The sequence below is a fragment of the Roseateles sp. P5_E11 genome (genome assembly GCF_054049355.1).
Genome location: NZ_JBFUMO010000023.1, coordinates 1 through 25,823, shown reverse-complemented (window position 1 = coordinate 25,823; position 25,823 = coordinate 1). Strand labels below are relative to the sequence as shown.

The 25,823-nt window shown below is 68.9% G+C and carries 22 protein-coding genes and 1 pseudogene; 10 read left to right on the top strand and 13 right to left on the bottom strand.

What is annotated here, in order from left to right:
* The 3 genes from ACXJKR_RS03570 to purB all read left to right on the top strand — a co-directional run.
* A partial coding sequence (locus ACXJKR_RS03570; protein WP_457320794.1) for a DUF898 family protein occupies window positions 1–286 on the top strand: 286 nt, incomplete at its 5' end.
* Between the two features lies 1 nt (window position 287).
* Window positions 288–1,331 (top strand): M48 family metallopeptidase, encoded by a 1,044-nt coding sequence (locus ACXJKR_RS03565; RefSeq protein WP_457320792.1) that lies wholly within the window; start codon window positions 288–290, stop codon window positions 1,329–1,331.
* Window positions 1,332–1,364: 33 nt separating this feature from the next.
* Window positions 1,365–2,741 carry an adenylosuccinate lyase gene (gene purB / locus ACXJKR_RS03560; protein WP_457320790.1) on the top strand — a complete coding sequence of 459 codons (1,377 nt, stop codon included), beginning with the start codon at window positions 1,365–1,367 and terminating at the stop codon, window positions 2,739–2,741.
* Window positions 2,742–2,857: 116 nt separating this feature from the next.
* On the opposite strand, the gene ACXJKR_RS03555 is transcribed toward purB, so the two are convergent.
* A complete protein-coding gene (locus ACXJKR_RS03555; protein WP_457320788.1) occupies window positions 2,858–3,367 on the bottom strand; it encodes a GNAT family N-acetyltransferase in 510 nt (169 codons plus the stop codon).
* Window positions 3,368–3,440: 73 nt separating this feature from the next.
* On the opposite strand from ACXJKR_RS03555, the gene ACXJKR_RS03550 reads away from it, so the two are divergent.
* Genes ACXJKR_RS03550 through ACXJKR_RS03535 form a run of 4 tightly spaced genes read left to right on the top strand, consistent with a single transcriptional unit; the run spans window position 3,441 to window position 10,519 of the window.
* On the top strand, window positions 3,441–5,666 hold the full coding sequence (locus ACXJKR_RS03550) for a putative bifunctional diguanylate cyclase/phosphodiesterase (RefSeq protein ID WP_056200193.1): 2,226 nt from the start codon (window positions 3,441–3,443) through the stop codon (window positions 5,664–5,666).
* Complete coding sequence (gene pyrF / locus ACXJKR_RS03545; RefSeq protein ID WP_457320787.1) at window positions 5,666–6,469, top strand: orotidine-5'-phosphate decarboxylase; 804 nt, start codon at window positions 5,666–5,668, stop codon at window positions 6,467–6,469. The genes ACXJKR_RS03550 and pyrF overlap by 1 nt, the downstream gene beginning before the upstream one ends.
* A 2-nt stretch (window positions 6,470–6,471) precedes the next feature.
* Window positions 6,472–9,777, top strand: a complete 3,306-nt coding sequence (locus ACXJKR_RS03540) for a PAS domain S-box protein (RefSeq protein ID WP_457320785.1) — start codon at window positions 6,472–6,474, stop codon at window positions 9,775–9,777.
* A gap of 28 nt (window positions 9,778–9,805) precedes the next feature.
* Window positions 9,806–10,519 carry a queuosine precursor transporter gene (locus ACXJKR_RS03535; protein WP_457320783.1) on the top strand — a complete coding sequence of 238 codons (714 nt, stop codon included), beginning with the start codon at window positions 9,806–9,808 and terminating at the stop codon, window positions 10,517–10,519.
* Between the two features lie 241 nt (window positions 10,520–10,760).
* On the opposite strand, the gene ACXJKR_RS03530 is transcribed toward ACXJKR_RS03535, so the two are convergent.
* The 3 genes from ACXJKR_RS03530 to ACXJKR_RS03520 all read right to left on the bottom strand — a co-directional run bounded on the left by ACXJKR_RS03530 (window position 10,761) and on the right by ACXJKR_RS03520 (window position 14,575).
* Window positions 10,761–11,462: a PEP-CTERM sorting domain-containing protein gene (locus ACXJKR_RS03530; RefSeq protein ID WP_457320781.1), complete on the bottom strand. Its 702-nt coding sequence runs from the start codon at window positions 11,460–11,462 to the stop codon at window positions 10,761–10,763.
* Between the two features lie 148 nt (window positions 11,463–11,610).
* Window positions 11,611–13,938 (bottom strand): molybdopterin cofactor-binding domain-containing protein, encoded by a 2,328-nt coding sequence (locus ACXJKR_RS03525; RefSeq protein ID WP_457320779.1) that lies wholly within the window; start codon window positions 13,936–13,938, stop codon window positions 11,611–11,613.
* 166 nt (window positions 13,939–14,104) lie between these two features.
* Entirely contained in the window at window positions 14,105–14,575 is a 471-nt protein-coding gene (locus tag ACXJKR_RS03520; RefSeq protein ID WP_457320778.1) for a (2Fe-2S)-binding protein, read from the bottom strand.
* A gap of 72 nt (window positions 14,576–14,647) precedes the next feature.
* Between ACXJKR_RS03520 and ACXJKR_RS03515 the strand changes: the two genes are divergently transcribed.
* Complete coding sequence (locus ACXJKR_RS03515; RefSeq protein WP_457320776.1) at window positions 14,648–15,316, top strand: esterase; 669 nt, start codon at window positions 14,648–14,650, stop codon at window positions 15,314–15,316.
* Here ACXJKR_RS03515 and ACXJKR_RS03510 read toward each other — a convergent pair.
* The 4 genes from ACXJKR_RS03510 to ACXJKR_RS03495 form a co-directional block, all read right to left on the bottom strand.
* On the bottom strand, window positions 15,313–16,083 hold the full coding sequence (locus tag ACXJKR_RS03510) for an FAD binding domain-containing protein (protein WP_457320774.1): 771 nt from the start codon (window positions 16,081–16,083) through the stop codon (window positions 15,313–15,315). The two genes, ACXJKR_RS03515 and ACXJKR_RS03510, sit on opposite strands and share 4 nt — an antisense overlap.
* Window positions 16,084–16,093: 10 nt before the next feature.
* Complete coding sequence (locus ACXJKR_RS03505; protein WP_457320773.1) at window positions 16,094–18,451, bottom strand: xanthine dehydrogenase family protein molybdopterin-binding subunit; 2,358 nt, start codon at window positions 18,449–18,451, stop codon at window positions 16,094–16,096.
* Between the two features lie 13 nt (window positions 18,452–18,464).
* A complete protein-coding gene (locus ACXJKR_RS03500; protein WP_457320771.1) occupies window positions 18,465–18,980 on the bottom strand; it encodes a (2Fe-2S)-binding protein in 516 nt (171 codons plus the stop codon).
* A gap of 116 nt (window positions 18,981–19,096) precedes the next feature.
* Window positions 19,097–19,588, bottom strand: coding sequence for a nuclear transport factor 2 family protein (locus ACXJKR_RS03495; protein ID WP_457320769.1), 492 nt, complete (start codon window positions 19,586–19,588; stop codon window positions 19,097–19,099).
* A gap of 120 nt (window positions 19,589–19,708) precedes the next feature.
* Here ACXJKR_RS03495 and ACXJKR_RS03490 point away from each other — a divergent pair, with 120 nt between their 5' ends.
* Window positions 19,709–20,707 carry an XdhC family protein gene (locus ACXJKR_RS03490; RefSeq protein ID WP_056200158.1) on the top strand — a complete coding sequence of 333 codons (999 nt, stop codon included), beginning with the start codon at window positions 19,709–19,711 and terminating at the stop codon, window positions 20,705–20,707.
* 89 nt (window positions 20,708–20,796) lie between these two features.
* Here the strand turns inward: ACXJKR_RS03490 and ACXJKR_RS03485 are convergent, their stop codons facing one another.
* Window positions 20,797–21,429, bottom strand: a complete 633-nt coding sequence (locus ACXJKR_RS03485) for a DUF6515 family protein (protein WP_457320767.1) — start codon at window positions 21,427–21,429, stop codon at window positions 20,797–20,799.
* A 120-nt stretch (window positions 21,430–21,549) separates the two neighbouring features.
* Here ACXJKR_RS03485 and ACXJKR_RS03480 point away from each other — a divergent pair, with 120 nt between their 5' ends.
* Window positions 21,550–22,176, top strand: a complete 627-nt coding sequence (locus ACXJKR_RS03480) for a glutathione S-transferase family protein (protein WP_457320765.1) — start codon at window positions 21,550–21,552, stop codon at window positions 22,174–22,176.
* Here ACXJKR_RS03480 and ACXJKR_RS03475 read toward each other — a convergent pair whose 3' ends face one another.
* The 4 genes and pseudogenes from ACXJKR_RS03475 to ACXJKR_RS03460 all read right to left on the bottom strand — a co-directional run bounded on the left by ACXJKR_RS03475 (window position 22,177) and on the right by ACXJKR_RS03460 (window position 25,714).
* On the bottom strand, window positions 22,177–23,304 hold the full coding sequence (locus tag ACXJKR_RS03475; RefSeq protein WP_457320763.1) for an ABC transporter permease: 1,128 nt from the start codon (window positions 23,302–23,304) through the stop codon (window positions 22,177–22,179).
* An 80-nt stretch (window positions 23,305–23,384) separates the two neighbouring features.
* Window positions 23,385–24,137: pseudogene (gene ccmA, locus ACXJKR_RS03470) on the bottom strand (heme ABC exporter ATP-binding protein CcmA); the annotation flags it as partial.
* Complete coding sequence (locus ACXJKR_RS03465; protein WP_457320762.1) at window positions 24,134–25,075, bottom strand: HlyD family secretion protein; 942 nt, start codon at window positions 25,073–25,075, stop codon at window positions 24,134–24,136. The gene ACXJKR_RS03465 and the pseudogene ccmA, both read right to left, overlap by 4 nt.
* A 9-nt stretch (window positions 25,076–25,084) precedes the next feature.
* Complete coding sequence (locus ACXJKR_RS03460; protein WP_457320760.1) at window positions 25,085–25,714, bottom strand: TetR/AcrR family transcriptional regulator; 630 nt, start codon at window positions 25,712–25,714, stop codon at window positions 25,085–25,087.
* Between the last annotated feature and the right edge of the window lie 109 nt (window positions 25,715–25,823).

Below are 25,823 nucleotides of genomic sequence, written 5' to 3'. Positions count from 1 at the left end.
CATCCAGAACCTCGTCTGGGGCAATACCCACAGCGCGTCCCTGCGCTTTCGCAGCGAACTCTCCGGCCTGAGGGGGCTGACGCTGAAGAACTGGCTGCTGATCGTCGCCACGCTGGGCCTGTACCGGCCCTTCGCCGTCATCGCCACCATGCGGCTACGGCTGGAGTCCGTGAGCATCGAGAGCAGCACGGACCCGGCCACATGGGTGGCGCCTGCCGGGACTGAGCGCACCGACGCCAGCGGCGAGGTGGCGGGAGATTTCTTCGGCATGGACGTGGGGCTCTGACATGAGCGCATCGACTTTCATCACCGGTCGTTGGTTCGACGGCCAATGCGGCATGGCCCAGCCCGTCGAGGTGAGCCTCCACAACGGCGCGCTGCGCTTCGGCGACCGCGCCACCCCGCTGGATCAGGTGCAATGGCCCGAGCGGATGCGCCATGGCCAAAGGCAGATCCTGCTGCGCGGCGCGGGTGTGATCAGCTTCCCCGATGCCGCCGCCTTCGACGCCTGGGCCGACAGCGTCGGCCAACTGCCGGGCCTCGTCGCGCGCTGGCAACTCAGCTGGCATCTGGCGCTGATGTCTCTGGGCTTGCTCACGGTGCTGCTCGCTGCTGGTTGGCGCTGGGGCCTGCCCTGGGCCAGCGACCGCCTCGTCGAGCGCGTGCCCCTCAGCGCCGAGCAGCCAATCGGCGAGCAGGCCATGGCGCTGATCGACAGGCAGATGGTGCGACCCACCCAGCTCAGCGAGGCAGAGCAGCAGGCCTGGCGCCAGCGCTTCGAGCGCATGCTGACCACGGCGCGCGCCACCGGCATGCGCGACCTGCCTGAGCACTGGCAGCTGCATTTCCGGCGCACCACCCCTGCGCTGGGACCCAATGCCTTTGCGCTGCCCGGCGAGCAAATGTGCGTGACCGACGAACTCCTCGAACTGCTGAAGGACGAGCCCGACGCGGTGCTGAGCATCCTCGCCCACGAGGCCGGCCATGTCAGGCACCGCCACGGCCTGCGCATGGGCTTGCGCGCGGGCGTCACGGCCGCCGTCACGGCGCTGTGGCTGGGCGACTATTCCAGCCTGCTCAATGGTCTGCCCCTCGCGTTGGTCACCAAAGGCTACTCACGCGACTACGAGCGCGAGGCCGACGCCTTTGCCCGCGAACTGGCCCGCCGGGGCGGCGTCGACCCGGCGCGCATCGCTGTCTTCTTCGAACGCATCCGCGAAAAGTATGGCGGTGCCGAGAGCCCTCTGGCCATCGCCTTCAGCTCGCACCCTGGCGACAGCGAGCGCATCGCCTTCTTCAAGGCCGAAGGCCCCGCAGCTCCCAAAAACTAGAATCGCGGGTTTTCCACGATCCGCCGGCCCGCCATGACAACGTCCGAATACTCCGCCATCAGCGCCCTCTCGCCGCTGGATGGCCGCTATGCCGCCAAGGTGGCCGCCCTGCGCCCGCTGCTGTCCGAGTACGGCCTGATGCACCGCCGCGTGCAGGTCGAGGTGGAGTGGTTCATCGCGCTGTCGGACGCCGGCTTCAAGGAGTTCAAGCCGCTGTCGTCCGCCGCCCGCTCGCGCCTGCGCCGCCTCGTCAAGAAGTTCAGCGAGGCCGACGCCGAAGAGATCAAGGCCATCGAGCGCACCACCAACCACGACGTGAAGGCGGTCGAGTACTGGATCAAGCGCAGCTTCGAGGGCCAGCCTGAATTGCTCGCGGCGAGTGAGTTCGTGCACTTCGCCTGCACCAGCGAAGACATCAACAACACCAGCCACGCGCTGATGCTGAAGGCGGCGCGCGATGAGGTCATGCTGCCGGCGCTGGACGGCATCGTCGCCACGCTGCGCAAGATGGCCCACCAGTTCGCCGCCGTGCCGATGCTGTCCCGCACGCACGGCCAGACGGCCAGCCCGACGACGGTCGGCAAGGAGATCGCCAACGTCGTCGCCCGCCTGCTGACGGCGCGTGCCCGCATCGCGGCCGTGAAGCCGCTGGCCAAGATGAACGGCGCCGTCGGCAACTTCAACGCCCATCTGTCGGCCTGGCCCAAGCATGACTGGGAGGCCTTCTCCAAGACCGTCATCGAGAAGCAGCTCAAACTGAGCTTCAACCCGTACACGATCCAGATCGAGCCGCACGACTACATGGCGGAGCTGTTCGACGCGTTCACGCGCGCCAACACCATCCTGATCGACTGGTCGCGCGACGTCTGGGGCTATATCTCGCTGGGCTACTTCAAGCAGCGCACCAAGGCCGGCGAGATCGGCAGCTCGACGATGCCGCACAAGGTCAACCCCATCGACTTCGAGAACGCGGAAGGCAACTTCGKTCTCGCCAGCGCGGTGCTGACGCATCTGAGCCAGAAGCTGCCGGTGAGCCGCTGGCAGCGCGACCTGACCGACTCCACCGTGCTGCGCAACATGGGCGTCGGCCTGGGCTACGCGCTGCTGGGCTACGACTCGCTGGCCAAGGGACTGGGCAAGCTGGAAGTGAACGAGGCCGCACTGGCCGATGACCTGGACGCCGCCTGGGAAGTGCTGGCCGAGCCCATCCAGACCGTCATGCGCCGCTTTGGCCTGCCCAACCCGTATGAGCAACTCAAGGAGCTGACGCGCGGCAAGGCCATCACGCAGGAATCCATCCGCGCCTTCATCGAAGGGCTGGACCTGCCCAAGGCCGAGAAGGCGCGGCTGCTGAAGATGACGCCGGGCAGCTACACCGGCCTGGCGCAAGACCTGGCCAAGCGAATCTAATGGCTTTGCGGGACAGACCGAGCGAGCGCAAGCGAGTAGCTCTGTCCCCAACTGATTAGGGAAGCTTTGCGGGACAGACCGAGCGAGCGCAAGCGAGCCGCTCTGTCCCCAACTGGCTAGAGAGCCAAGCGGAACACCCTCGAGAGATCGTTGTAGCCCTCGAGCTGTTCCTGGCCCTGCTCGATGAAGCCCAGCTTGCCCAGCAGGGCCACGCTGGGCGTGTTGTCAACGGCCGTGATGGCCATCAGCACCGGCCAGCCCAGCGCCGCCTTCGCATGCGCCACGCAGGCCCGCGCCGCCTCCAGCGCATAGCCATTGCCTTCATGCTCGGCCAGCAGCGCATAGCCGAGGTCGGGCTCGGGCAGGGCGGGGCGCTTGAACAAGCCGCACATGCCGACGAGCACGCCGTCGGCGCGCCGCTCAAGCGCCCAGAAGCCGTGGCCGAGCTCCCGGTAGGCCTTGAACAGCCGCCCTTCGGCCMAGGCCAGGGCGTCGTCGACGGTGCGCACGCCGGGGTTGTTGATGTTGCGGATCCAGCCCGGTTCGTTGACCAGGCGGAGCAGGAAGGGTGCGTCTAGCGGTGTGAATTCACGCAGCGACAGGCGTTCGGTATCCAGGATATGCATGAGGTCAGACAATAACCGGTCATGCTCCAATTCCTGCCCGCCCACCGGACCCCTGCCGCCGTATAGCCCGTTCATGAGCTTCGCGCCCGACTCCAGCGACAACCCCGCGCTCAGCCAGGCTTTGCGCGAACTGGATGTCATCCTGGCCAACGCAGGCGTCGGCGTCGTCTTCGTGAAGGCGCGCACCCTGGTGCGCTGCAACCAGCGCTACGCCGAGATCTTCGGTTTTGACAGCCCGGATGCGGCCGTTGGCACCAGCAGCCTGGAGTTGTACGAGAGCGAGCAGGACGCCCGCAGCCTGGGCGCCCGGGCCTACCCGGTGCTGGCCGCCGGCGAAACCTTCCGCGACGAGCAGTTGATGCGGCGCCAGAACGGCGAGCTGTTCTGGGCCCATCTGACGGGCCGCCTCATCCATGCCGACGATCCGGCCGATGGCTCGATCTGGATCGTCGATGACATCCACGAGCGCAAGCTGGCCGATGCCACGCTGCAGGACCTGCACGCCGAGCAGCAGCTCATCTTCGACCACGCCATGGTCGGCATCGTCTTCCTGCGCGGCCGCCGCGTGACGCGCTGCAACCGCGCCTTCGAGCAACTGTTCGGCTATGCGCCGGGCGAGCTCGACGGCCAGTTGTCGCGCGCCTGGTACCTGACCGACGAGGATTGGAAGGCCGCTGGCGACGCCTGCTACGCGCCGCTGGCGCGCGGCGACGCCTTCCACGCCGAGATGCTGCTCGCCCGCAAGGACGGCACCTCCATCTACTGCGAGGTGCGCAGCAAGGCCATTGACCGCAGCGACCTGTCGCGCGGCTCGATCTGGATCACCCAGGACATCACCGCCCGCAAGCAGGCCGAGCTGGAGCTGGTGCAGGCCAAGGCCCAGCTTGAGGCCCTGGTGGTGCAGCGCACCGAGCAGCTCAGCCAGACCGTCGCAGCCCTGGAGCTCAAGATTGCCGAGCAGCAGGCGGCGGAGGCACGCGCCGAGCGCCTGGCCCTGTTCGACGGCCTGACCGGCCTGCCCAACCGCCACCTGCTGGCCGACCGCGCCAGCCAGGCCATCGACATCGCGCGCCGCGGCGACGAGCCGCTGGCCGTGCTTTTCCTGGACCTGGACCACTTCAAGAACGTCAACGACTCCCTCGGCCACCGCGTCGGCGACAGCCTGCTGACCCAGCTCGCCTCACGGCTGCGTGGCGCGGTGCGCGAGCAGGACACCGTGGCCCGCATGGGTGGCGATGAGTTCGTGCTGGTGCTGCCGCTGACCGACATCGCTGGCGCCGCCCACCTGGCCACCAAGCTGATGGCGCTGGCCAGCGCGCCCTTTCACGTCGAGCAGCAGGAGCTGACCGTCACGCCGTCCATGGGCATCGCGATGTTCCCGACCGACGGCGACGACTTCGACACGCTGTGCAAATGCGCCGACGCGGCCATGTACCGCGCCAAGCGCGACGGCCGCAACGCCTACCGCTTCTTCACCAGCGAGATGCAGGCCCAGTCGGCCCGTGCCCTGCAGTTGGAGAACGCGCTGCGCCGCGCCCAGGAACGTAACCAGCTCAGCCTGCATTACCAGCCGCAGTTCTCGCTGGATGCCGATGGCGACAGCACCATCGTCGGCGCCGAAGCCCTGCTGCGCTGGAACCATCCCGAGCTGGGCTGGGTCTCGCCGGCCGAGTTCATCCCGGTGGCCGAGACCTCAGGCCTGATCCTGCCGATCGGCGAATGGGTGCTGCGTGAAGCGCTGTCGCAGCTGCGTCGCTGGGATGCCGCCGGCCTGCCCGGGCTGACGATGGCCGTCAACCTGTCGGCCGTGCAGTTCCGCCATGACGACCTGCCCGAGCTCGTTGGCCGCGTGCTGGACGAGGTCGGCATGCCGGCCGGGCGCCTGGAGCTGGAGCTGACGGAGGGCGCCGCCATGGACAACCCGGCCGTCGCCATCACCGTCATGAACGAACTGCATGCCCGCGGCGTGCATCTGTCCATCGACGACTTCGGCACCGGCTACTCATCGCTGAGCTATCTGAAGAAGTTCCGCGTCAGCAAGCTCAAGATCGACCAGTCCTTCGTGCGCGACCTGACCGACGACGCCGAAGACCGCGCCATCGTCGACGCCGTCATCCGCATGGCGGGCGCCCTGGGCCTGCAGACCCTGGCCGAGGGTGTCGAGACCGAGGGCCAGCTCGCCTTCCTGCGCCGCCAGGGCTGCCATGCCGTGCAGGGCTATCTATTCAGCCGGCCGCTGCCGGCCGAGGCCTTTGCAGAATTCGTCCTTGCCCGAACCCTTCCCATTTCCGCCTACTGATGACCTTCGTCGCCCAGCTCCAAGCCCTGACTCCCCAATCGCGCCTTTGCGTCGGCCTCGATCCCGAGCCGTCCAAGCTGCCGGGCGCCTGGGCCGGCGACGCCTCGAAGTTCTATGACTTCTGCGCGGCAATCGTCGACGCGACCAAGGATCTCGTCTGTGCCTTCAAGCCGCAGATCGCCTACTTCGCCGCCCACGGCGCCGAGGRGCAGCTCGAGCGCCTCATCTCGCACATCCACGAGGTCGCGTCCGGCGTGCCCGTCATCCTCGACGCCAAGCGTGGCGACATCGGCTCCACCGCCGAGCAGTACGCCCGCGAGGCCTTCGTGCGCTACCAGGCCGACGCCGTCACGCTGTCGCCCTTCATGGGCTTCGATTCCGTCGAACCCTATCTCGCCTACGAAGGCAAGGGCGCCATCCTGCTGTGCCGCACCTCCAACAAGGGTGGCGACGACTGGCAGATGCAGCGCCTGGCCGACGTGTCCGGCCAGCCGCGGCTGTTCGAGCATCTGGCCCATCTGGCCGAGACGCAGTGGAACCGCAATGGCCAGCTCGGCCTTGTCGTGGGCGCCACCTACCCTGGCGAGATCGCCCGTGTGCGCGAGCTCGCACCGACGCTGCCGCTGCTGGTGCCGGGCGTTGGCGCACAGGGTGGCGATGCGGCGGCCGTCGTGCAGGCCGCGGGCCGCAGTGCGCCGCTGGTCGTGAACTCCTCGCGCGCCATCCTCTACGCCAGCAGCGGTGCCGATTTCGCCGAGCGCGCCCGTGCCGTGGCCGAAGCCACCAGATTGGCGCTCGCCTGAACATGGTGCGGACCGGCGAAGAACTCAGCAGCCTCGTCGGGCACGCCGAACCGCCCGAGCAGCAGCGGGAACGATTGCAAACCAGCATGCGCTGGCAGGCCTCGCTGGTCTTCCTGATGGCTTGCGGCCCGGTCTTCGTGCCGGTGGCCGCGCTGCTGTGGCTCACGCGCCAGCGCGGTGAATGGCTGGACGGCTGGCCGCCGGTGGCGCTGGCGCTGCTGATTTCGGTGCTGGCCCTGCTGCGCCTGGTCGTGCTCTCGCGCGCGCCGCGCCGCAAGGAACAGCCTCTCATCACGCTGGGCATGATGGCGCTGGTACTGGCCCTGCCGGTGGCCGCTGCCGTGTCGCGCGACCTGGGCCTGTGGTCGCTGTGCCTGCCGCTGATGAGTCTGGTCGTCGCCTTCGCCACGGGATTGCTGGGCCTTTTTGCCGGCGCCGTGCTGACGTTGCTGGGCGCCGTCGCGCTGGCGGGCCTTGGCGCCGGCGAGGCACTGGGCTGGGTCACGCATCCCATGGGGGCGTCCAGCCTCGTGCTGCGTGTCATCGTGCAGTTCGGCCTGCTGGGCTCGGGCCTGGTGGCCGGCCTGGGCCTGTTGAGGATGGTCAAGCGCTCGCTGGCCGAGGCCGACGAGCGCACGGCGCGTTTCCGCGGCCTGCTGGGCATGGCCGTGGACTGGTACTGGGAGATGGACCGCGAGTTCCGCTTCACCCATGTCGCCGAGGAAAGGCCCGGCACCTCGGGCCTGGACCTCAATTCCCGCCTGGGCAAGACCCCGTGGGAAATCGACGGCATGGGCCTGTCCGATGACGAGCTCGACGCTCACCGCGCCGATCTCGAATCGCACCGACCCTTCCATGGCATGGTGGCGCGACGCGTCGGCATGGACGGCAGCGCGCGCTGGGTCTCCATCAGTGGCGAGCCGCGCTTTGACGCGCAGGGCAATTTCCGCGGCTATTGGGGCGTGGGCCGTGACGTGACGGGCGAAGTGGCCGCCGAGCAGACCGTGCAGGCGACCGAGACGCGCTACCGCGAGTTGTTTCGCCGCTCGCCCAGCCCGCTGGTGCTGCACCGCTGGGGCCGCGTCGTCGACGCCAATCCGGCGGCCATGGCGATGTTCGGCTACGCACAGCGCTCCAGCATGATCGGGCAGGACCTGTTCAGCCATTACGAGCCTGGTGACGACGAGACCGCCCGCCAGCAGGCCGCACGGCTGGAGGGCATGGCCCCGGGCGCGATGCAGCCCATGGCCGAGTACCGGCTGCGCACGCTGTCGCGGCGGCGCCGCCTGGTGCAGGCCACCAGCGTGCGTGTCGAGACTGCCTCGGGTCCGGCCACGCTGACCTTCTTCACCGACCAGACCGAGCAGAGCCGCGCCCAGGACGCGCTGCGCCGCTCGGAGGGCCTGCTGTCGCACCTGGTGGCCACCAGCCCCGACGTCATCACGCTGACCGAGGCCGAGAGCGGCCGCTATGCGATGGTCAACAAGGCCTTCGAAAGCTTGACCGGCTGGAGCAATTCCGAGGTGCTGGGCCGCACGGCCGAGGACATCGGCATCTGGCACAACGCCGCCGACCGCACCGCCATCCGCGAGGCCATCCACCGCGACGGCCTCGCCAACAACGTGCCCATCAGCTTCCGCCGCAAGGACGGCAGCGCCGTCTCCATGCTGGTGTCGGTCGCGCCTTTCGAGATGGACGGGCAGAACTACCTCGTGCTGTATGCGCGCGACGTGAGCGAGAGCGAGCGCACCCGCCTCGTGCATGGCGCCATCCTGGAGAACGCGTCCATCGGCATTGCCCTCACGCGCGACCAGCAGTTCGTGCTGGCCAACCCGCGCGTGGAGGCCATGTTCGGCTGGGAGCGCGGCGCGTTGATCGGCCAGCATGGCAGCGTCGTCTGGCCCGGCGTCGAGGAGTGGCAGGCCGTGGGCCGCGACCTCGGGCCGCAGCTCGCGGGCGGCCAGCAGGTCGAGGCCGAGCGCATCATGCGCCGCCGCGACGGCTCCACCTTCCTGGCCCGCCTGCTCGCCCAGGCCGTCGACCCGGCCCACCCGAGCCGCGGCGGCACGATCTGGATCATCGAGGACGTCACCGAGCGCCGCCGCGTCGAGCAGCAGCTCGCCCACGCCAAGGACGAGGCCCAGGCCGCCAGCCGCGCCAAGAGCGCCTTCCTGGCCAACACCAGCCATGAGATCCGCACGCCGCTCAACGGCCTGCTCGGCCTGGGCCGCCTGGCCCAGCAGCCCGACCTCTCCGACCAGCAGCGGCGCGACTATCTCAACCAGATGATGGACAGCGCCGAAAGCCTGTCCGGGCTGATCTCCGACATCCTGGACCTGTCCAAGATCGAGGCCGGGCGGCTGACGCTGGAGAGCCAGCCCTTCTCGCTGCGCGAGCTGCTCGCCTCCATCCGCCTGGCCTACCTCACGCTGGCCCAGGCGCGCGGCCTGACCTTCGCCGTCGAGATCGACCCAGCCCTGCCGAGCTGGGTCTTCGGCGACCCGCTGCGCACGCGCCAGATCCTGTCCAACTACCTGACCAATGCGCTGAAGTTCACCGAGACCGGCGGCGTCACGGTCAGCGTCAAGGCCCTGCCCGCCAACGCGCGCGGCAGCGCCGGCGAGTGGGTGCACATCGAGGTGCGCGACACCGGCCCCGGCATCGCGACCGAACAGCAGGGCCGGCTCTTCCAGCCCTTCACCCAGGCCGACGAGTCGACGACGCGGCGCTTCGGTGGCACCGGCCTGGGCCTGTCCATCTGCCGCGAACTCGCCATGCTGATGGGCGGCGAAGTCGGCGTCAACAGCGCCCCGGGCGAGGGCTCGGCCTTCTGGGCCGAACTGCCCCTGCCCGCCGCGCCGGCGCCCATGGCCCACCAGCCGCGCGAGACGCGTGCCCAGAGCGCGACCCATGAGGCCCTGCACGGCCGGCGCGTGCTGATCGCCGAGGACCACCCGGTCAACATGCTGATCGCCGTGGCTCAGCTGGAGCAATGGGGCATGGAGGTCGCCCAGGCCAGCGACGGCCGCCAGGCCATCGAGGCCGTGCTGGCCGCGGCCAGCGTCGGCAAGCCCTTCGACATCGTGCTGATGGACGTGCAGATGCCCGTCATGGGCGGGCACGACGCCACCCGCGAACTGCGCAAGCACTTCTCGGCCGCCGAGCTGCCCATCGTTGCGCTGACGGCGGCGGCCCTGATCTCGGAGCGCGACGATGCCTTCGCCGCCGGCATGAACGACTTCCTGACCAAGCCGATCGACACGCCCAAGCTGCATCAGACACTCTTGCGCCTGACCAGCCCGCACTGACAATGCCGCCTCCAACAGGAGGAGCCCCATGACCCCATCAGCGCCCCGCAGCTTCAAGTACTACGACTTGATCATGGCGGCCTTCGTCTGCGTGCTGCTGTGCTCCAACCTGATCGGCGCGGCCAAGGCGGCCCAGCTGACCTTGCCGGTCATCGGCACGGTCACCTTCGGCGCCGACCTGTTCTTCTTCCCGATCAGCTACATCTTTGGCGACATCCTGACCGAGGTCTACGGCTACGGCCGCGACCGCCGCGTCGTCTGGGCCGGCTTTGGCGCCCTGGTGTTCTCGGCCTTCATGGCCTTTGTCGTCGTCAACCTGCCGCCGGCGCAGAACGACTTCATGGTGGCCTACCAGCCGCATCTTGACGCCGTGTTCGGCAACACCTGGCGCATCGTCGCGGGTTCGATGATCGCCTTTGCCTGCGGCAGCTTTGCCAACAGCTTCGTGCTGGCCAAGATGAAGATCGCGACGCAGGGCCGCATGCTGTGGGCACGCATCGTCGGCTCCACGGTGGTGGGCCAACTGGTCGACACGGGTGTCTTCTTCCTGATCGCCTTCTACGGCATCTGGCCCAACGACCAGCTTTTCGCCGTCATCGTCACGCAGTACCTGTTCAAGACCATCTGGGAGGCCGTCATGTACCCGTTGACGGCCAAAGTCGTCGCCTTCCTGAAGCGCGCCGAGGGCGAGGACCATTACGACCGCGGCACCAACTTCAACCCGTTCTCGATAAAAGTGTGAGCCCCTCGCCCGGTCCCCCTGGAGGACGGCGATGCTTGCCGGATCGACCGGCAAGCACATCGTCAGACGGGCCGGCTYGGTGAACTGGAGCCGGACACAAGCAGTCCCTGCGGACTGCTTGTGCCTWCGGAAGGCCATTGGCCTCTGGCCAATGGCAGGCCCGGCGCTCGGCCCGGAATACCGCGGGCCCAAAGCAAAACGGCGGCCCGCGGGCCGCCGTTTTTCATGGAGGACTGTGGGTTCAGCTGCGGCGACGGCGCGCGCCGACCGCGACGACCAGTACCAGGCTGGTCAGCGCCAGGCCCGTGGGCTCGGGCAGGCCGAAGACCTCGACCGCCGTACCCTGCACGCCAACCGTGAAGCCATTCCAGTACTCGTTGGTCAGGCTGTTCCAGGTGACGGTGTCGAAGCTGCCCTTGAAGCGGATGGCGCCGTGGGGCTCGCCGCTGCCGATAAGCTGGTACTCGAACACGCCGCCGCCGTGGTCGATGACGTTCTTGGTGACATTGCCGCAACCCCAGTAGCCGCAGCCGACGCTGAGGATGTCGAAGTCCTGGTCGAAGCCGTAGCCGTTGCCGTTCAGGCTGATGAAGGCAAACACCGGATTGGCGATGGCCTGGGAGAAGTGMAGCGTCTGTGAGCCGGCAGCCGCCAGTGCGATCTGGTCAGAGCCGGTAGGCCGGTTGTCGACGGCGCTGCTGGTGTAGGACGTGCCGTAGGCCCAATAGTCGAAGCCGCTGCCGGTGTCGTAGAAACCGACGCCCTGGCGGTTGGTATAGGTCACGTTGACCGTGGCGGTGGTCGTCGTGATGACGCCATAGCCCTCGAAGCCGGCGGCGTTGGGATTGCTGCTTTGCCAGTCGGTCCAGTAGACGGGTGCGGCCTGGGCAAACGCGGTGCCTGCGAGGAGGGCGGTGGCAAGCAGATGCTGAAGAGTTCTCATGGCGCCGCCCTCGAAAGAAGAAATGATCTATGGCACGCAAACTTCGCGCCATTGCCCATTCTTCCTGGGCGGCAAGCGGCCGCTTCGCGCGACGGAGAGCACGACTGTCAGCTGCGTCGACACCCCGTGAACAAGGGGTCGGCTGCCCTCAGGCCCGCAGCGGCAGGCTGCGCCGGCGCTCGCCCGTCAGCGCGAACCAGGCATTGGCCAGGGCTGGCGCAACCGGCGGCAAGCCAGGCTCGCCGACGCCGCTGGGCAGGCCGTCGCTGGGCATCAGATGGGTCTCGATGACAGGGCATTGGGCCAGCGTCATCAGCGGGTGGTCGGGGAAGCTCTTCTGCTGCACCTCGCCGCCCACGATGTCGATGCGTCCCCACAGCGCGGCTGTAAGCCCGAAGACGATGCAGCTCTCCATCTGGCGCACGACGATGCTGGGGTTGACGACAGTGCCGCAGTCGACGGCGCAGACGACCCGCTTCACGCTGGGCCCCTGGTTCCGCGTCACTTCCACGACCTGGGCCACGACGCTGCCAAAGCTCTCGTGCACGGCCACACCACGCGCCACGCCCGTTGGCAGTGGCTGCCCCCAGCCGGCCGCCTCGGCCGCGCGCCGGAGCACGGCCTGGTGGCGCGGCAGGCCCTCCAGCAGCGCCAGGCGAAAGGCCACCGGATCGGCCTTGGCGGCGTGGGCCATCTCGTCGATGAAGCTTTCCTTGAAGAAGGCGTGGTGGGAATGACCCACGGCGCGCCACATGCCGACCGGCACGCCGCTGTGCGTGGCCTGGTGGGCGACGCGCGTGTTGGGGATGGCATAGGCCACGTCGAACAGGCCCTCAGAAGCCGTCTTGTCGGGCGCGTCGCCGCGCTTGAAGAGGGCGGCCGGCGCGCGGCCATCGGGGAAGGCGTTGCGGTTCAGCACGTCCAGCGTCGGCGCCAGCCCGGGCATGACGCGCTCGGCCCAGCGCGGCAGCAGGGCGTCCGCGGCATTGGTGATGGCCAGCGCCACAGGGCGGCCTTGGGCGTCCAGCCCGCCCTGCAGCACGGCCACCTCGGCGGGGCGATAGAAGTCGTGCGTCATGTCCTCCTCGCGCGACCAGACCAGCTGCACCGGCAGCCCGCCCATCTCCAGCGCGACGCGCACGGCCTGGGCTATGAAGTCCACCTCCAGCCGCCGGCCGAAACCGCCGCCGAGATAGGTCACGTGCACCGTCACCGCTTCCGGCGCCACGCCGGCCACGCGCGCAGCGACGTCGCGCGCAAAGCCCGGCACCTGGGTCGGCGCCCAGACGCTGACGTGGCCGTCCAGCACTTGGACCGTGCAGTTCATCGGCTCCATGGTGGCGTGAGCGAGATGAGGCGCGCTGTAGATAGCCTCCACCTTCGTCGTTGCCCCGGCCAGCGCGGCTTTCACGTCGCCCTGCTTCAGGAAGGCGAAGCCATCGCCGGCTTCGTGGGCGCGGCGCGCCTCACTCTCCAGCGACGCGAGGATGGCCCTGGAATCCAGCCTGCCGTTCGGTGGCGGCTGCCATTGAACGTCAAGCGCCTTGGCGGCCTCCAGGGCATGCCAGGTCGTGCGGGCGACGACGGCATAGGCCGCCGTGGAGCCCGCGATGGGGCCGAGGGCCACGACGCGCAGCACGCCGGGCCGCGCACGCACCGCGTCGACGTTGGCCGGCCCCAGGCCGCCGCCCAGCATGGGGCAGTGGCGAATGGCGGCGAAGACCTGGCCATGCTCGCGCACGTCCAGGCCGAAGCGCGCACTGCCGTCCACCTTGGCGGCCAGGTCCAGGCGCGGCAGGGCCTGGCCGATCTGCGTCCACTGGCTGCGCGGCTTCAGCGCCACGTCACCAGGCGGCGTCAGCGCCGCCTGGGTGGCGAGCTCGCCATAGTGGCTGAGCGCGCCGCTGGCATGGTGGATGACGCCGGCCTTGACCGACAGCTCGGCCACCGGCAGCTTGTGCTTCAGCGCCGCGGCGCCCAGCAACTGGGCGCGCGCCGTGGCGGCCGCCAGGCGCAGTGCATCCCAGGCGTCGGCGACGGTCGAGGAGCCACCCGTCAGGTTCAACCCGAGCTCGCGTGCGACCTTGGCCGTGACCCAGGACGAGAACCTGAAGGCGCGGCGCTCGTGGTCGCGTGGGCCGAACGGGATATTGCCCAGGGAGGTGGCGATATTGCCGTAGATGGCGTCATGGCCGGCTGGCGTCAGGCGCACCGCGTGCAGCGGCACGTCGAGCTCTTCGGCCACCAGCTGCGCCAGTGCGGTATGCACGCCCTGGCCCATCTCGCTGCGGTTCATGGCCAGCAGCACCGTGCCATCGGCGGCGATCTTGATCCAGCCATTCAGCCCGACCTCGCCTTCGACCGGCGGCAGCGTGTGGGCGTTGCCCAGGCGTGAGCGTGGCGGCATGAAGCCCCAGCCGACGATCAGCGCCCCCAACGCGCCAGCCCCGGTCAAGAGCAGCGTCCGTCGCTTCATGTCGGCCCCTCGCCCGATGGGTACATCGGTCGGCCTTGCAGGCCGCGCTGCGGTCGGTGCCGCAGCTCTTCGGCAGGCATCGCCAGCCCACCGGGCTGGCGAAGTCGGGCCTCAGCCCCCGAGGGGATGCGGGCCGGCTCGGGAGCGGCCCAGCGCTCGGCCCGCCTCATGGCTTGGCCTTCATCTGTCTGGCCGCTTGCTTGATCGCGGCGCGCACGCGCGGGTAGGTGCCGCAGCGGCAGAGGTTGGTCATCGCCGCGTCGATGTCGGCGTCGCTGGGGGCCTGGTTCTTGGCCAGCAGCGCCGCGGCGGCCATCAGCATGCCGCTCTGGCAGTAGCCGCATTGCGGCACCTGCTCGGCCAGCCAGGCGAGCTGCAATGCATGGGGATGGTCTTTGCTGGCGAGTCCTTCGATGGTCGTGATGGCCTTGCCGGTCACGGCGCCCACCGGCGTCACGCAGGAGCGCACGGCCTGGCCGTCGACATGCACCGTGCAGGCGCCGCAGGCCGCGATGCCGCAGCCGAACTTGGTGCCGGTCAGGTTCAGGCCGTCACGCAGCGCCCAAAGCAGCGGCATCGCCGGATCGCTGGTGGCCTCCGGCAGGGTCKGGGCCTGGCCGTTTACTTTCAGTTCCATCAAGGCGGGCCCGGGTGGGGCGAAACATCAAAACAGCAGCGCAGGATAGCGGGCAGGACCGAAAATACAGGCATGAGCCTCCCTCAAGATGCAACAGCGCCCGGCCTGCTGTTCGCCCTGCTCCCTGACAGCGGCATCGCCCCCGATGGCCCCGACACCCTCGCACCGCTGGCCGCRGCCCTGCATGCCCAATATCCCAACGCGCTGACGCTCAATCTGCACCCGCCCCTGCGCGACGCCGAGGGCCGCTGCCGCTGGTGGCTGGACGCTGCGCCCGGCGCCGAGGGCGTCAGCGCTGCGCTGCCCCATCTGATCGAGCGCCTGCGCCTGGAGGCCCGCAAACTGGATCTTCCCTGGCAGCGCGTTGCGCTGGCCGGTGTTGGCGACGGCGCGTTGCTGGCGCTGGAGGCCGTGCAGGCTGAACCCGAACTCGTCGGCCGCGTCCTGGCCTTTGCCGGCGGCTACATCGCCCGGCCCGAGCACGCGCCGCAGGACGTCTGCGTGCACTTGCTGCATGGGCTGGCGGACCAGCGCTTCCCCTACCGCCACCTGGTGGACGCAGCCCAGTCCCTGGTCGACCTCGGCGCCGATGTGACAGCCGATCTGCTGCCCCATCTCGACCATGGCCTGCACCCGGCCCTGATCGACAAGGCCATGGAGCAGTTGCGCACCTTCATTCCCTCGCGGCTGTGGCGCGAGGCGGTGGTGGCGGCGCAGGAGAGCGAAAAGACCGCGAGCTAAGCCGCTGCGATGGCCCGCGCGGCCAGCTCCGGGATCAGCGCCGCACGATAGGCCGCCGTGCCGTGCAGATCGCTGTTCAGCCCATCGGCGCTGACCCTGACCGCACGTGCCGCGGCCGCGCTCCAGTCGCGGCCGAGAGCCGTCTCCATCTCGCTGCAGCGGAACACACCCGGCCCAGCGCCGGTGACCGCCACGCGCACGCCGCCGTCCAGGCGCGCCACGAACACGCCCACCAGCGAGAAGCGCGAGGCCGGCTGCTTGAACTTCTGCCAGGCGGCCGCCTTCGGGATGGGGAAGCTGACGGCGGTGATCAGCTCGCCGTCCTGCAGCGCCGTCGTGAACAGGCCCTGGAAGAAGTCGTCGGCGGCGATCTGGCGGCTGCTGGTGTGGATGGTGGCGCCCAAGCCCAGTACGGCGGCCGGGTAGCAGGCGGCGGGGTCGTTGTTGGCCAGGCTGCCGCCCAGCGTGCCGACGTTGCGCACCTGGCGGTCGCCGATGCGGCCGGCCAGGTCGGCCAGCGCGGGGATGGCGCGCTGCACGTCGCTTGAGGCGGCGACCGTCGCGTGCGTCGTCGCGGCGCCGATGCGCACGGTCTTGGCATCGACCGTGATGCCCTGCAACTCGGGCAGGCGGCGCACGTCGACCAGGCCTGCGGGCGCGGCCAGGCCGAGCTTGATGGCGCCGAGCAGGGACTGGCCACCGGCCAGGAATTTGTCTTCCGCGCCCAGGCGGGCGGCGGCGACGGAGGATGCGGCTTGGTAGTTCATCGTCATCTCCTCAGGCCTTGGCCGATTGCAGCGCCGTCCAGACCGTGCACGGCGTGGCCGGCATGGCCAGGTCCTTGACGCCGATGGCGTCGCAGATCGCGTTCATCACGGCGGCCGGCGAGCCGATCGCGCCGGCTTCGCCGCAGCCTTTCACGCCCAGCGGGTTGTGCGTGCAGGGCGTGCCCTTGGCCGTCTGCACGGTGAAGCTCGGCAGGTCGTCGGCGCGCGGCATCGCGTAGTCCATGTAGCTGCCCGTGAGCAGCTGACCCGATTCCGGGTCGTAGACGCCATGCTCCAGCAGCGCCTGGCCGATGCCCTGCGCCAAGCCGCCATGCACCTGGCCTTCGACGATCATCGGATTGACGATGTTGCCGAAGTCGTCCACCGCGCTGAAGCGGGCTATGCGCACGACGCCGGTGGCGGGGTCCACCTCCACTTCGCAGACATAGCTGCCAGCCGGATAGGTGAAGTTGCTCGGGTCGTAGAAGGCGTTCTCGTTGAGGCCGGGTTCCAGCTTGTCGAGCGGGTAGTTGTGCGGCACGTAGGCCGTCAGCGACACCTGGGCGAAGGGGATGGCGCGGTCGGTGCCGGCGATGCGGTACTCGCCGTCCTTGAACTCGATGTCGCCCTCGCCCGCCTCCAGCAGATGGGCGGCGATCTTCCTGCCCTTGGCGATGACCTTGTCCACCGCCTTGACGATGGCTGCGCCGCCCACGGCGAGGGACCGGCTGCCATAGGTGCCCATGCCGAACAGCACCTTGCCGGTGTCGCCGTGCTGGATGTCGATGTCTTCCAGCGGAATGCCGAGGCGGTCGGCCACGACCTGCGCGAAGGTCGTCTCATGGCCCTGGCCATGCGAGTGGCTGCCCGTGAAGACAGTGACCTTGCCGGTTGGATGCACGCGCACCTCGGCGGCCTCGAACAGGCCGGCGCGCGCGCCGAGCGCCCCGGCGACGTTGGACGGCGCCAGACCACAGGCTTCGATATAGGTCGAGTAACCGATGCCGCGCTTCAGCCCCTTGGCCTCGCTGACGGCCTTGCGGGCCGCGAAGCCCGCCACGTCGGCGAGCTGCTGCACTTGTGTGAGCGTGGCGTCGTAGTCGCCGATGTCATAGGTCAGACCGACTGGCGTCGCGTAGGGAAACTCCTTGATGAAGTTGCGGCGGCGGATCTCGGCGGGATCGATGCCGAGCTCGTGCGCGGCCGTTTCCACCAGCCGCTCGACGACATAGGTTGCCTCGGGCCGGCCGGCACCGCGGTAGGCGTCCACCGGCGCGGTGTTGGTGAACACGCCGGTGACCTCGGCGTAGATCCTGGGCGTCGTGTACTGGCCGGCCAGCAGCGTCGCGTACAGGATGGTCGGCACGCAGGAGGCGAAGGTCGACAGGTAGGCGCCGAGGTTGGCCGTCGTGTGCACGCGCATGGCCAGGAAGGCACCGTTGCTGTCGGTCGCCAGCTCGGCCGTCGTCACGTGGTCGCGGCCATGGGCGTCGGACAAAAAGCTTTCGCTGCGCTCGGCCGTCCACTTGATCGGCCGGCCCAGCTGCTTGCTGGCCCAGACCAGCGCCGTCTCCTCGGCGTACAGGAAGATCTTGGAGCCGAAGCCGCCGCCCACGTCGGGCGCCACGACGCGCAGCTTGTGCTCGGGAATGCCGAGCACGAAGGCGCACATCAGCAGGCGCTCGACATGCGGGTTCTGGTTGGCGACGTACAGCGTGTAGTGATCGCTGCTGGGGTCGTAACTGGCGTTGGCGGCGCGTGGCTCGATGGCGTTGGGGATGAGGCGGTTGTTGCGGAACTGGAGCTTGGTGATGTGCGGCGCGTTGACAAAAGCCGCGTCGGTCGCGGCCTTGTCGCCGCAGCCCCAGGTGTAGCAGCGGTTGTCCGCGGCTTCGTCATGCACCGTGCCCGCGTGGCCGGCCGCGGTGGCCGTGTCGGCAACGGCGGGCAACTCGTCGTAATCCACCTCGACCAGCGCTGCCGCGGCCTTGGCCTCGGCCAGGGTCTCGGCCACGACCAGGGCCAGTGCATCGCCCACGTAGCGCACCTTGCCGTCCGCCAGGATGGGATGCTTGGGCTCCTTCATCGGCGTGCCGTCGATGCTGTTGATGAGCCAGCCGCAGGGCAGGCCGCCGACATCGCGGAAGTGCTCGCCGGTGTAGACGCCCAGCACCCCCTCGGCGGCCAGCGCCGCGGCCGTGTCCACGCGCCTGAGCCGCGCATGGGCATAGTTGCTGCGCACAAACACGCCGAACGTCTGGCGAGGCAGCACGATGTCGTCGGTGTACTGGCCGCGGCCGGTCAGGAAGCGCGCGTCCTCGCGGCGCTTGATGCTCTGGCCGATGAAGCCTTCCTTGGGTGCGTTCATGGTCACCTCCTGATCAGTTGGGGGCCGAGCTACTCGCTGCGCTCGGGCGGTCCGCCCCCAAGCCCATCGAGCTTGCGCCGACCTGCACGGCGCGCACGATGTTCTGATAGCCCGTGCAGCGGCAGAGATTGCCCTCCAGCCCCTCACGGATGGCGGTCTCGCTGGAACAGTCATGGTACTGCACGAGGTCGATGGCGCTCACGACCATGCCCGGCGTACAGAAGCCGCATTGCAGACCGTGGCATTCCTTGAAAGCGGCCTGCATGGGATGCAAGACGCCGTCGGCGCCAGTCAGGCCTTCGATGGTGGTTACCGCCGCGCCGTCGGCCTGCACGGCCAGCATGCTGCAGGACTTCACCGCCCGGCCGTTCAAGTGGACGGTGCAGGCGCCGCATTGCGCGGTGTCGCAGCCGACATGGGTGCCGGTCAGTGCCAGGTCTTCGCGCAGAAATTGCACCAGCAACTGGTCGGGCGCGACCTCGCGGCTCACCGTCCGCCCGTTTACTGCCAGCTTGATAGGAATGCCCATCTCGATGTCYCCTCGGTGCGGCCTGGGTGGCCGTCGCGAGGCTATCGTCGCCTGCCGTCGGGCAGGCAGGGGCTGCGCAAACCCCTATAGATGAGCAGTCAGCTGCCGGGCGGGTGTCAGTGCTTGGTGTCGGGGTCCCAGTGCTCGGCGATCTTGCCGTTCTCGATGCGGAACATGTCGAACCAGGTGGTCGTGTAGGTCTTGGTGGCGTCCTTGGGGTCGGGCAGCTCGCTGACGAAGCTGAGGATCACCAGATCGCGCTCGGCCACGATGGCAACCAGCGGCGCCTTGACGCGGGCCTCGATGGGCTTGGGCGTGGCGACCTTGGAGAACACGTCGACAAAGCCGGCGCGCCCGGTGGGCACCTCCGGGTTGTGCTGGATATAGGACTCGGCCAGGTAGCGGTCCGCCAGCTCCATGTGCCCGCCCTCGAAGACTTCGCGCCAGAAGTTGTAGACCAGGCGCTTGTTGGCCGCCAGCTTGGGGTCGCTGCTGGCCAGCAGCTTGGCGTGGTCGGGCTGGGCCTGGACCGGCAGCTGGGCGAGGGCCGAGCCGGCCAGGCTGGCCAAACTGGCAAAGAGGAGGGCAGCGAGAAAGGCTTTCTTCATGAGGGACTTTCAACGAGAGTGGGCCAGTGTAGGAAGCGGCCCGCGTGTGGCCGCAGGTCATGGTCGCTGCAAGCCGGCGCGGCTCGCGGTATGGTGGCGGCCGGCCTCGCCAACAAAGACATGGACAACCTCGATCTCAGCGTTTTGCGCACGGCCGCCGCGTGGCGGGCCGAGGCACGTGGCGTCGTGCTGGGCACGATCACGCGCACCTGGGGCTCGGCGCCGCGGCCGGTCGGGTCGCTGGTGGCCGTTCGCGACGACGGGCTGATCGCCGGCTCGGTGTCCGGCGGTTGCATCGAGGACGACCTGGTCGCCCAATTGCGTGCGGGCAGCTTGAAGTTGGCCCGGCCGACGCCGTTGCGTTACGGCGTTGGCGCCGAGGAGGCGCGCCGCTTCGGCCTGCCCTGCGGCGGCACGCTGGAGCTGATGCTGGAGCCACTGGGGCCGCAGTCGGGTGTCGACGCGTTGCTGGCACGGCTGGAGCGCGGCGAGCGCGTGCGCCGCACGCTGGACCTGGCAACGGGCATCGCCACGCTGGCCGACGCCGAGCCGGGTGCCGACACCTTGACGCTGACCGACACCCAGCTCGTCAGCCACCATGGCCCGCAATGGCGCTTGCTCGTCATCGGCGCCGGCCAGATGACCGACTACCTCGCCCAAATGGCGCTGGCACTGGGCTATGGCGTCACCGTCTGCGACCCGCGCGCCGAGTACGCCGATGGTTTCGCCATCCCTGGCGTCACGTTGACGCGCGACATGCCCGACGACGTCGTCATCGCCTTCAAGCCCGACGGCGCCACGGCCATCGTCGCGCTGACGCACGATCCCAAGCTGGACGACCTCGCGCTGATGGAGGCGCTCAAGGGCGCGGCCTTCTATGTGGGCGCCATCGGCTCGCGCGTCAACCAGGCCAAGCGCCGTGCGCGGCTGGGCGAGCATTTCGGGCTGACCGATGCGGAGCTGGATCGCCTGCATGGCCCCGTGGGCCTGGACATCGGTGCGCGCACGCCGCCGGAGATTGCGCTCAGCATCCTGGCCGAGATGACCGCCGTGAGGTACGGGCGTCCCTCGCCCAGTCGCGTCTCGCTGAACGCGGACGCGCCTGGTCGGTCCCCCTAGGGGACGGCGATGCTCGCGGCGTTGAGCCGCGAGCACATCGCCTGACGGGCCGGCTTGGGAGCGGCCCGGCGCTCGGCCCCAGAGAGGCGTTACTTCATCGTGTAGCCGCGGCCGTCCATGCAGGCTTCGATGGCGCGGTTGAACACGCTGCTGTCGGCCTGCGCGTTCGGCTGAGTCGTCGCCCAGCGGTTGCAGTCGCGGCGGTCGTTTTCCAGCTGCTCGGGCGACTGGCCGTTGCGCGGATAGACGATGGGTTCGGGCCTCGGCGCCGGGGCCGCAGGTGCCGGCATCACCTGGGCCGTGGCGGCTTCGGGCGGCGGTGTCGTGACGACGTAGCCTTCCGGCACCGGCCGGTAGTAGACGCCGTTGGCGTAGTAGTAGGGCAGGCCGCCCAGCGTCAGCGTGACATAGGCCGGTGGCAGCAGCGGAATGACCACGCCGACCGGTGGCAGCACGACGCGGTAGCGCGGGCCATAGGGCTGATACCAGACACCGCCATGGAACCAGTAGCGCCCCGGGCCGGCGCCGATCATGACCGAGCCGTAGGGCACGTGGGGTGCCACATAGCCGGGCGCGGGGTAGTAGTGGTCGTGGTGGTAGCGGTTGTCGAACACCATGCCGATGTTGGCGCGAACGCGCACGTCGGCGTGGGCGGCCGGTGCGGCCAGAACAGCGGTCAGCGCCAGCAGGGCCGCAGCAGAGGAATGGAGCAGAGTCTTCATCGTCTTCAACCCGAAGTCAGGGGTGGATTGCCAACGCCGTCAGCGTCGCGCGGGTGCACTGCGGTGGCATTGCGGCCACGTAAAGTTCACCGCTTCCTGTTCCCAGCCTGTCGCACCGCCATGATCGAACTGTTTTACTACCCCAGCAACGCGAGCTTCGCGCCCCATCTCCTGCTTGAGGAAATGGGCATTCCCTACACGCTGCGCCAGGTGGACCGTGCCAACAACGAGCACAAGTCGCCGGCCTATCTGAAGCTCAACCCGAACGGCGTGATCCCCGTGCTGGTCGACGGTGATCTCGTGCTCTACGAGACGGCCGCCATCCTGATGCATCTGGCCGACTGCCACTCCGGCTTTGCGCCAGCGCCCGGCACCGCCGAGCGGGCCCAGTACTACAAGTGGATGGTCTGGCTGACCAACACGCTGCAGGCCATGCTGATCCATTACTACTACCCCGACCGCATGGCCGCCAACGCCGACGAGGTGAAGGCCCGTGCCGAGGCGCAGATCGCGCCCATGCTGGACCAGATGGATGCCGAGCTGGCCCGCCATGGCGGCGACTGGTTCCTGGGTGACCAATTCACGGCCATCGACCCGCTGGCCTTCATGCTGTGCCGCTGGACGCGCATGCAGGCCAACCCGGCCAAGACGCGGCCGGCTTTGGGCGCCTATCTGAAGCGGGTGTTCGAGCGGGCGGCAACGCAGCGCGTCGTGGCCAAGGAAAAGCTGCCGGATCCCGTCTATTGATCAGTCGAGAGTCTGCCGGTAGCGCAGCAATGCGATGCCACCCGCCGCGGCCAGAAAGGCCAGCATGGGCCACAACTCCGGCAGCAGCTCGGCTGCGCCCGAGCCCTTGAGCATGACGCCGCGCACGATGCGCAGGAAGTGGGTCAGCGGCAGCACCTCGCCCAGGTATTGCGCCCATTGCGGCATGCCGCGAAAAGGAAACATGAAGCCCGACAGCAGCATGGACGGCAGGAAGAAGAAGAAAGTCAGCTGCAGGGCCTGCAGCTGGTTCTGCGCCAGCGTCGAGAAGGTGAAGCCCACCCCCAGGTTGGCCAGCATGAAGACGCCGATCATGGCCAGCAGCAGCGTCACGCTGCCCACCATGGGCACGTTGAAGAGCGCAAAGGCCGCGCCGAGGATGACGCCCAGCTGCACATAGCCCAGCACGATATAGGGCAGGATCTTGCCGGCCATCACCTCGAAGGGCCGCACCGGCGTGGCCAGCAGGTTCTCCATCGTGCCGCGCTCGCGTTCTCGCGTCATGGCCAGCGCCGTCAGCATGACCATGGTCATCGTCAGGATGGTGCCGACCAACCCGGGCACGATGTTGTAGCGCGACAGGCCTTCGGGGTTGTAGCGGCGCTGGATGCGCACCTCGAAGGGCAGGGGCTGCGGGGCCCGCGAGGCCAGGGCACCGCGCAGGTCGCGGTTCAGCGCCGTCTGGCCGAGTTGGCTCAGCGCGGCGATGGCGTTGCCGCCGGCCGACGGGTCGGTCGCGTCGGCCGCGATCAGCACGGCCGGTTTCTCGCCGCGCACGACGCGGGCGCCGAAGTCGTCCGGTACGACGACGAGGAACTGGATGTCGCCGCGCTGCAGCAGCGCGTCCCCGCGCGACTCCGCGATGCCGCTCTCGACGACGTGGAAATAGCCACTCGTCTGCAGCGCCGCGACCAGGCTGTGCGCCATGGGGCTGGTGTCCTGCGAGACGACGGCCGTGGGCAGGCCCTTGGGGTCGGTGTTGATCGCGTAGCCGAACAGCACCAGTTGCATGATGGGCACGCCCACCGCCATCGCGAAGGTGAGCTTGTCGCGCAGCATCTGCTGCACTTCCTTCAGCGCGATGGCGACGATGCGGGCCAGGGACTGCATCAGTGCGCTTCCGAATAGTTGTCGGTGGCCTGGCCGACGAGCTTGACGAAGGCGTCTTCGAGATCCTTGGCGCCCGCCTCCTGCACGACGGATGCCGCCGTGCCGCGCGCCAGCACGCGGCCATAGGCGATATAGACCAGCTCGTCGCAGCGCTCGGCTTCGTCCATGTAGTGGGTGGACACGAGCACGGTGATGCCTTCCTGAGCGAGCTGGTGGATCTGGTCCCAGAACTCGCGCCGCGCCTTGGGGTCGACGCCGGCCGTGGGTTCATCCAGCAGCAACAGGCGAGGTTTGTGCAGCAGGCAGGCGGCCAGGGCCAGGCGCTGCTTCCAGCCGCCGGACAGCGCGCCGGCGAGTTGCTTCTCGCGGGTCTTGAGCCCGAGCCGCTGCAGCGCCGCATCGACGGCCTCGTGGCGGTTCTCCATCGAGAACAGGCGTGCGATGAAGTCCAGGTTCTCGCGGATCGACAGGTCTTCGTAGAGGCCGAACTTCTGCGTCATGTAGCCGACCTGGCGCTTGACCTCGGCGGCCTGGCGGCGGAAGTCCAGGCCCAGCACTTTCCCTTCGCCAGCATCGGGCGTCAGCAGCCCGCACAGCATGCGCAAGGACGTCGTCTTGCCGCTGCCATTCGGGCCGAGGAAACCGACGATGCGGCCGGTGGCGACCTGCATGTCGACGTTGTCGACCACCTTGCGGTTGCCGTAGGACTTGCTCAGCCCCCGGACATCAATGGCCAGCTCGAGGTCGCTGGCCCCTCGGTCGCGGTGTACCGCGCCCGATCCCCCGAGGGGATGCGTGCCGGCTTGGGGCGGCCCTGCGCTCGGCGCCGTCATGGCGTGACATCCAACGGCTGCCCCGGATGCAAGCGCTCCGCGTCCTCGGCCTTCACCGGCCGCGCCTCGACAAGGAAGACGAGTTTGTCGCGCTGCTGGTTGGAGTAGATGACTGGCGGCGTGTACTCCGGGCCGGCGGCGATGAAGCTGATGCGCGCCGCAATGGCTGCGCCACAGCCGTCGCAGCGCAAGTTCACCGGCGCATCCAGCTTCAAGCCGCCGACCGCCGACTGCGGCACGTAGAAGCGCGCCTTGCGGTTGGCCGGCGGCAGCAGGGCCAGCACGGGTTGGCCAGCGGCCACCCACTCGCCGGGACGCAGGAAGACGTCCTGCACGCGCGCCGGCATGGGTGCGCTCTGGCGCTTCTGCTCGACGCGCCAGGCCGTCTGCGCGCGGCTGCTCTGGGCTGCGTCGGCCAGAGCGCGGGCGGCATTGCGCTCGTCATCCCGCGCCGGCAGCCGGCCCACTTGCAACGCGGCGTCCAGCTCCATCACGCGAGCACGGGCCTGGGCCAGCACCGTCGCGGCGTCGTCGACGCGAGCCTGGGCGACGAAGCCCCGGCCTAACAACTCCTGCTGGCGCGTCAGGTCGATGCTGGCCAGGCGTTCGGCGGCGCGGGCCTGGTCGAGTTGAGCCTTCGTGACGGCCAGCTCGGGGCCGCGCCGGCCCTTGTCGGCGTTCAGTGCCTGGGCCTGCGCGCTTCTGGCGCGTGCGCTGGCCTCGGCGTCGGCGGCGAGCTCGGGTGTCGCATCCAGCTCGAACAGCGCCTGGCCGGTGGCGACAGCCTCACCGGAGCGCACGGCCAGCGTTGCCAGCCGACCTGCCACCGGCGGCGCGATATAGACCAATTCGGCCTCGGCATAACCCGTCCAGCCCTCGGGCGGCTTGTCGCCGCAGCCGACCAGCATCACGGCGAGCAAGGGAAGGATTCGTTTCATGTCGACTCCTCAGACGCCGCTGGCCAGGCCGAGCAGCGCCCATTCGATGCGCCGTTGCAAGGCCGCATCCGACAGCACTTCGTCGTCCACCGCGGCCAGCAGCGCGGGGGGGACAACATCGATGGATTTCATGCCGCCGACCAGGATCAGCGGCGCAACGACTGCGCCCATCAGGAAGGAAAAGCGTGTCAGCAGCGGCTGCCGCGGCAGGCAGTCGCGCGCCTGCGCCTCCTGCAGCAGGGCAAGCAACACACCCAGGTGTCGCGGTGCATTCGCGCGAAGAAAATCCTGGGCCACGGCCTGACCGGCTTGCGCATCAGCCCAGACGCGCGCGATCAGCGGCCGGTGCTCGCGGACGAAGCGCGCCACGCCCAGCAGCGCGGCGGCCAGGCGCTCCATGACGTCGCCGTCGCCTGCACTCGTCAGCGACAGCGCGCTGAACATCTCCTCGTAATGCCGCTGCAACAAGGCGCGCAGGAAGGCGTCCTTKCTGCCGAAGTGGTAGTGGACCATGGCCGGGTTGACGCCGGCCGCCTCGGCCACGCGGCGCACCGACAGACCCGCGCAGCCGAGCCCCGGGTAGAGGGCGGCGCCGGCGGCGAGCAGGGCCTGGTCCTGATCCTGGCTGGGKCGGGGCATGTCGGCGATTATTGGTCAAGTGTTCAGTAACCACAAGTTGCGGCAAAAGGTCGCTTGCCATCAGTAGCCGCTTCACTAGCATGCAGGCAACGAGGCCGCTGCCCAAGCG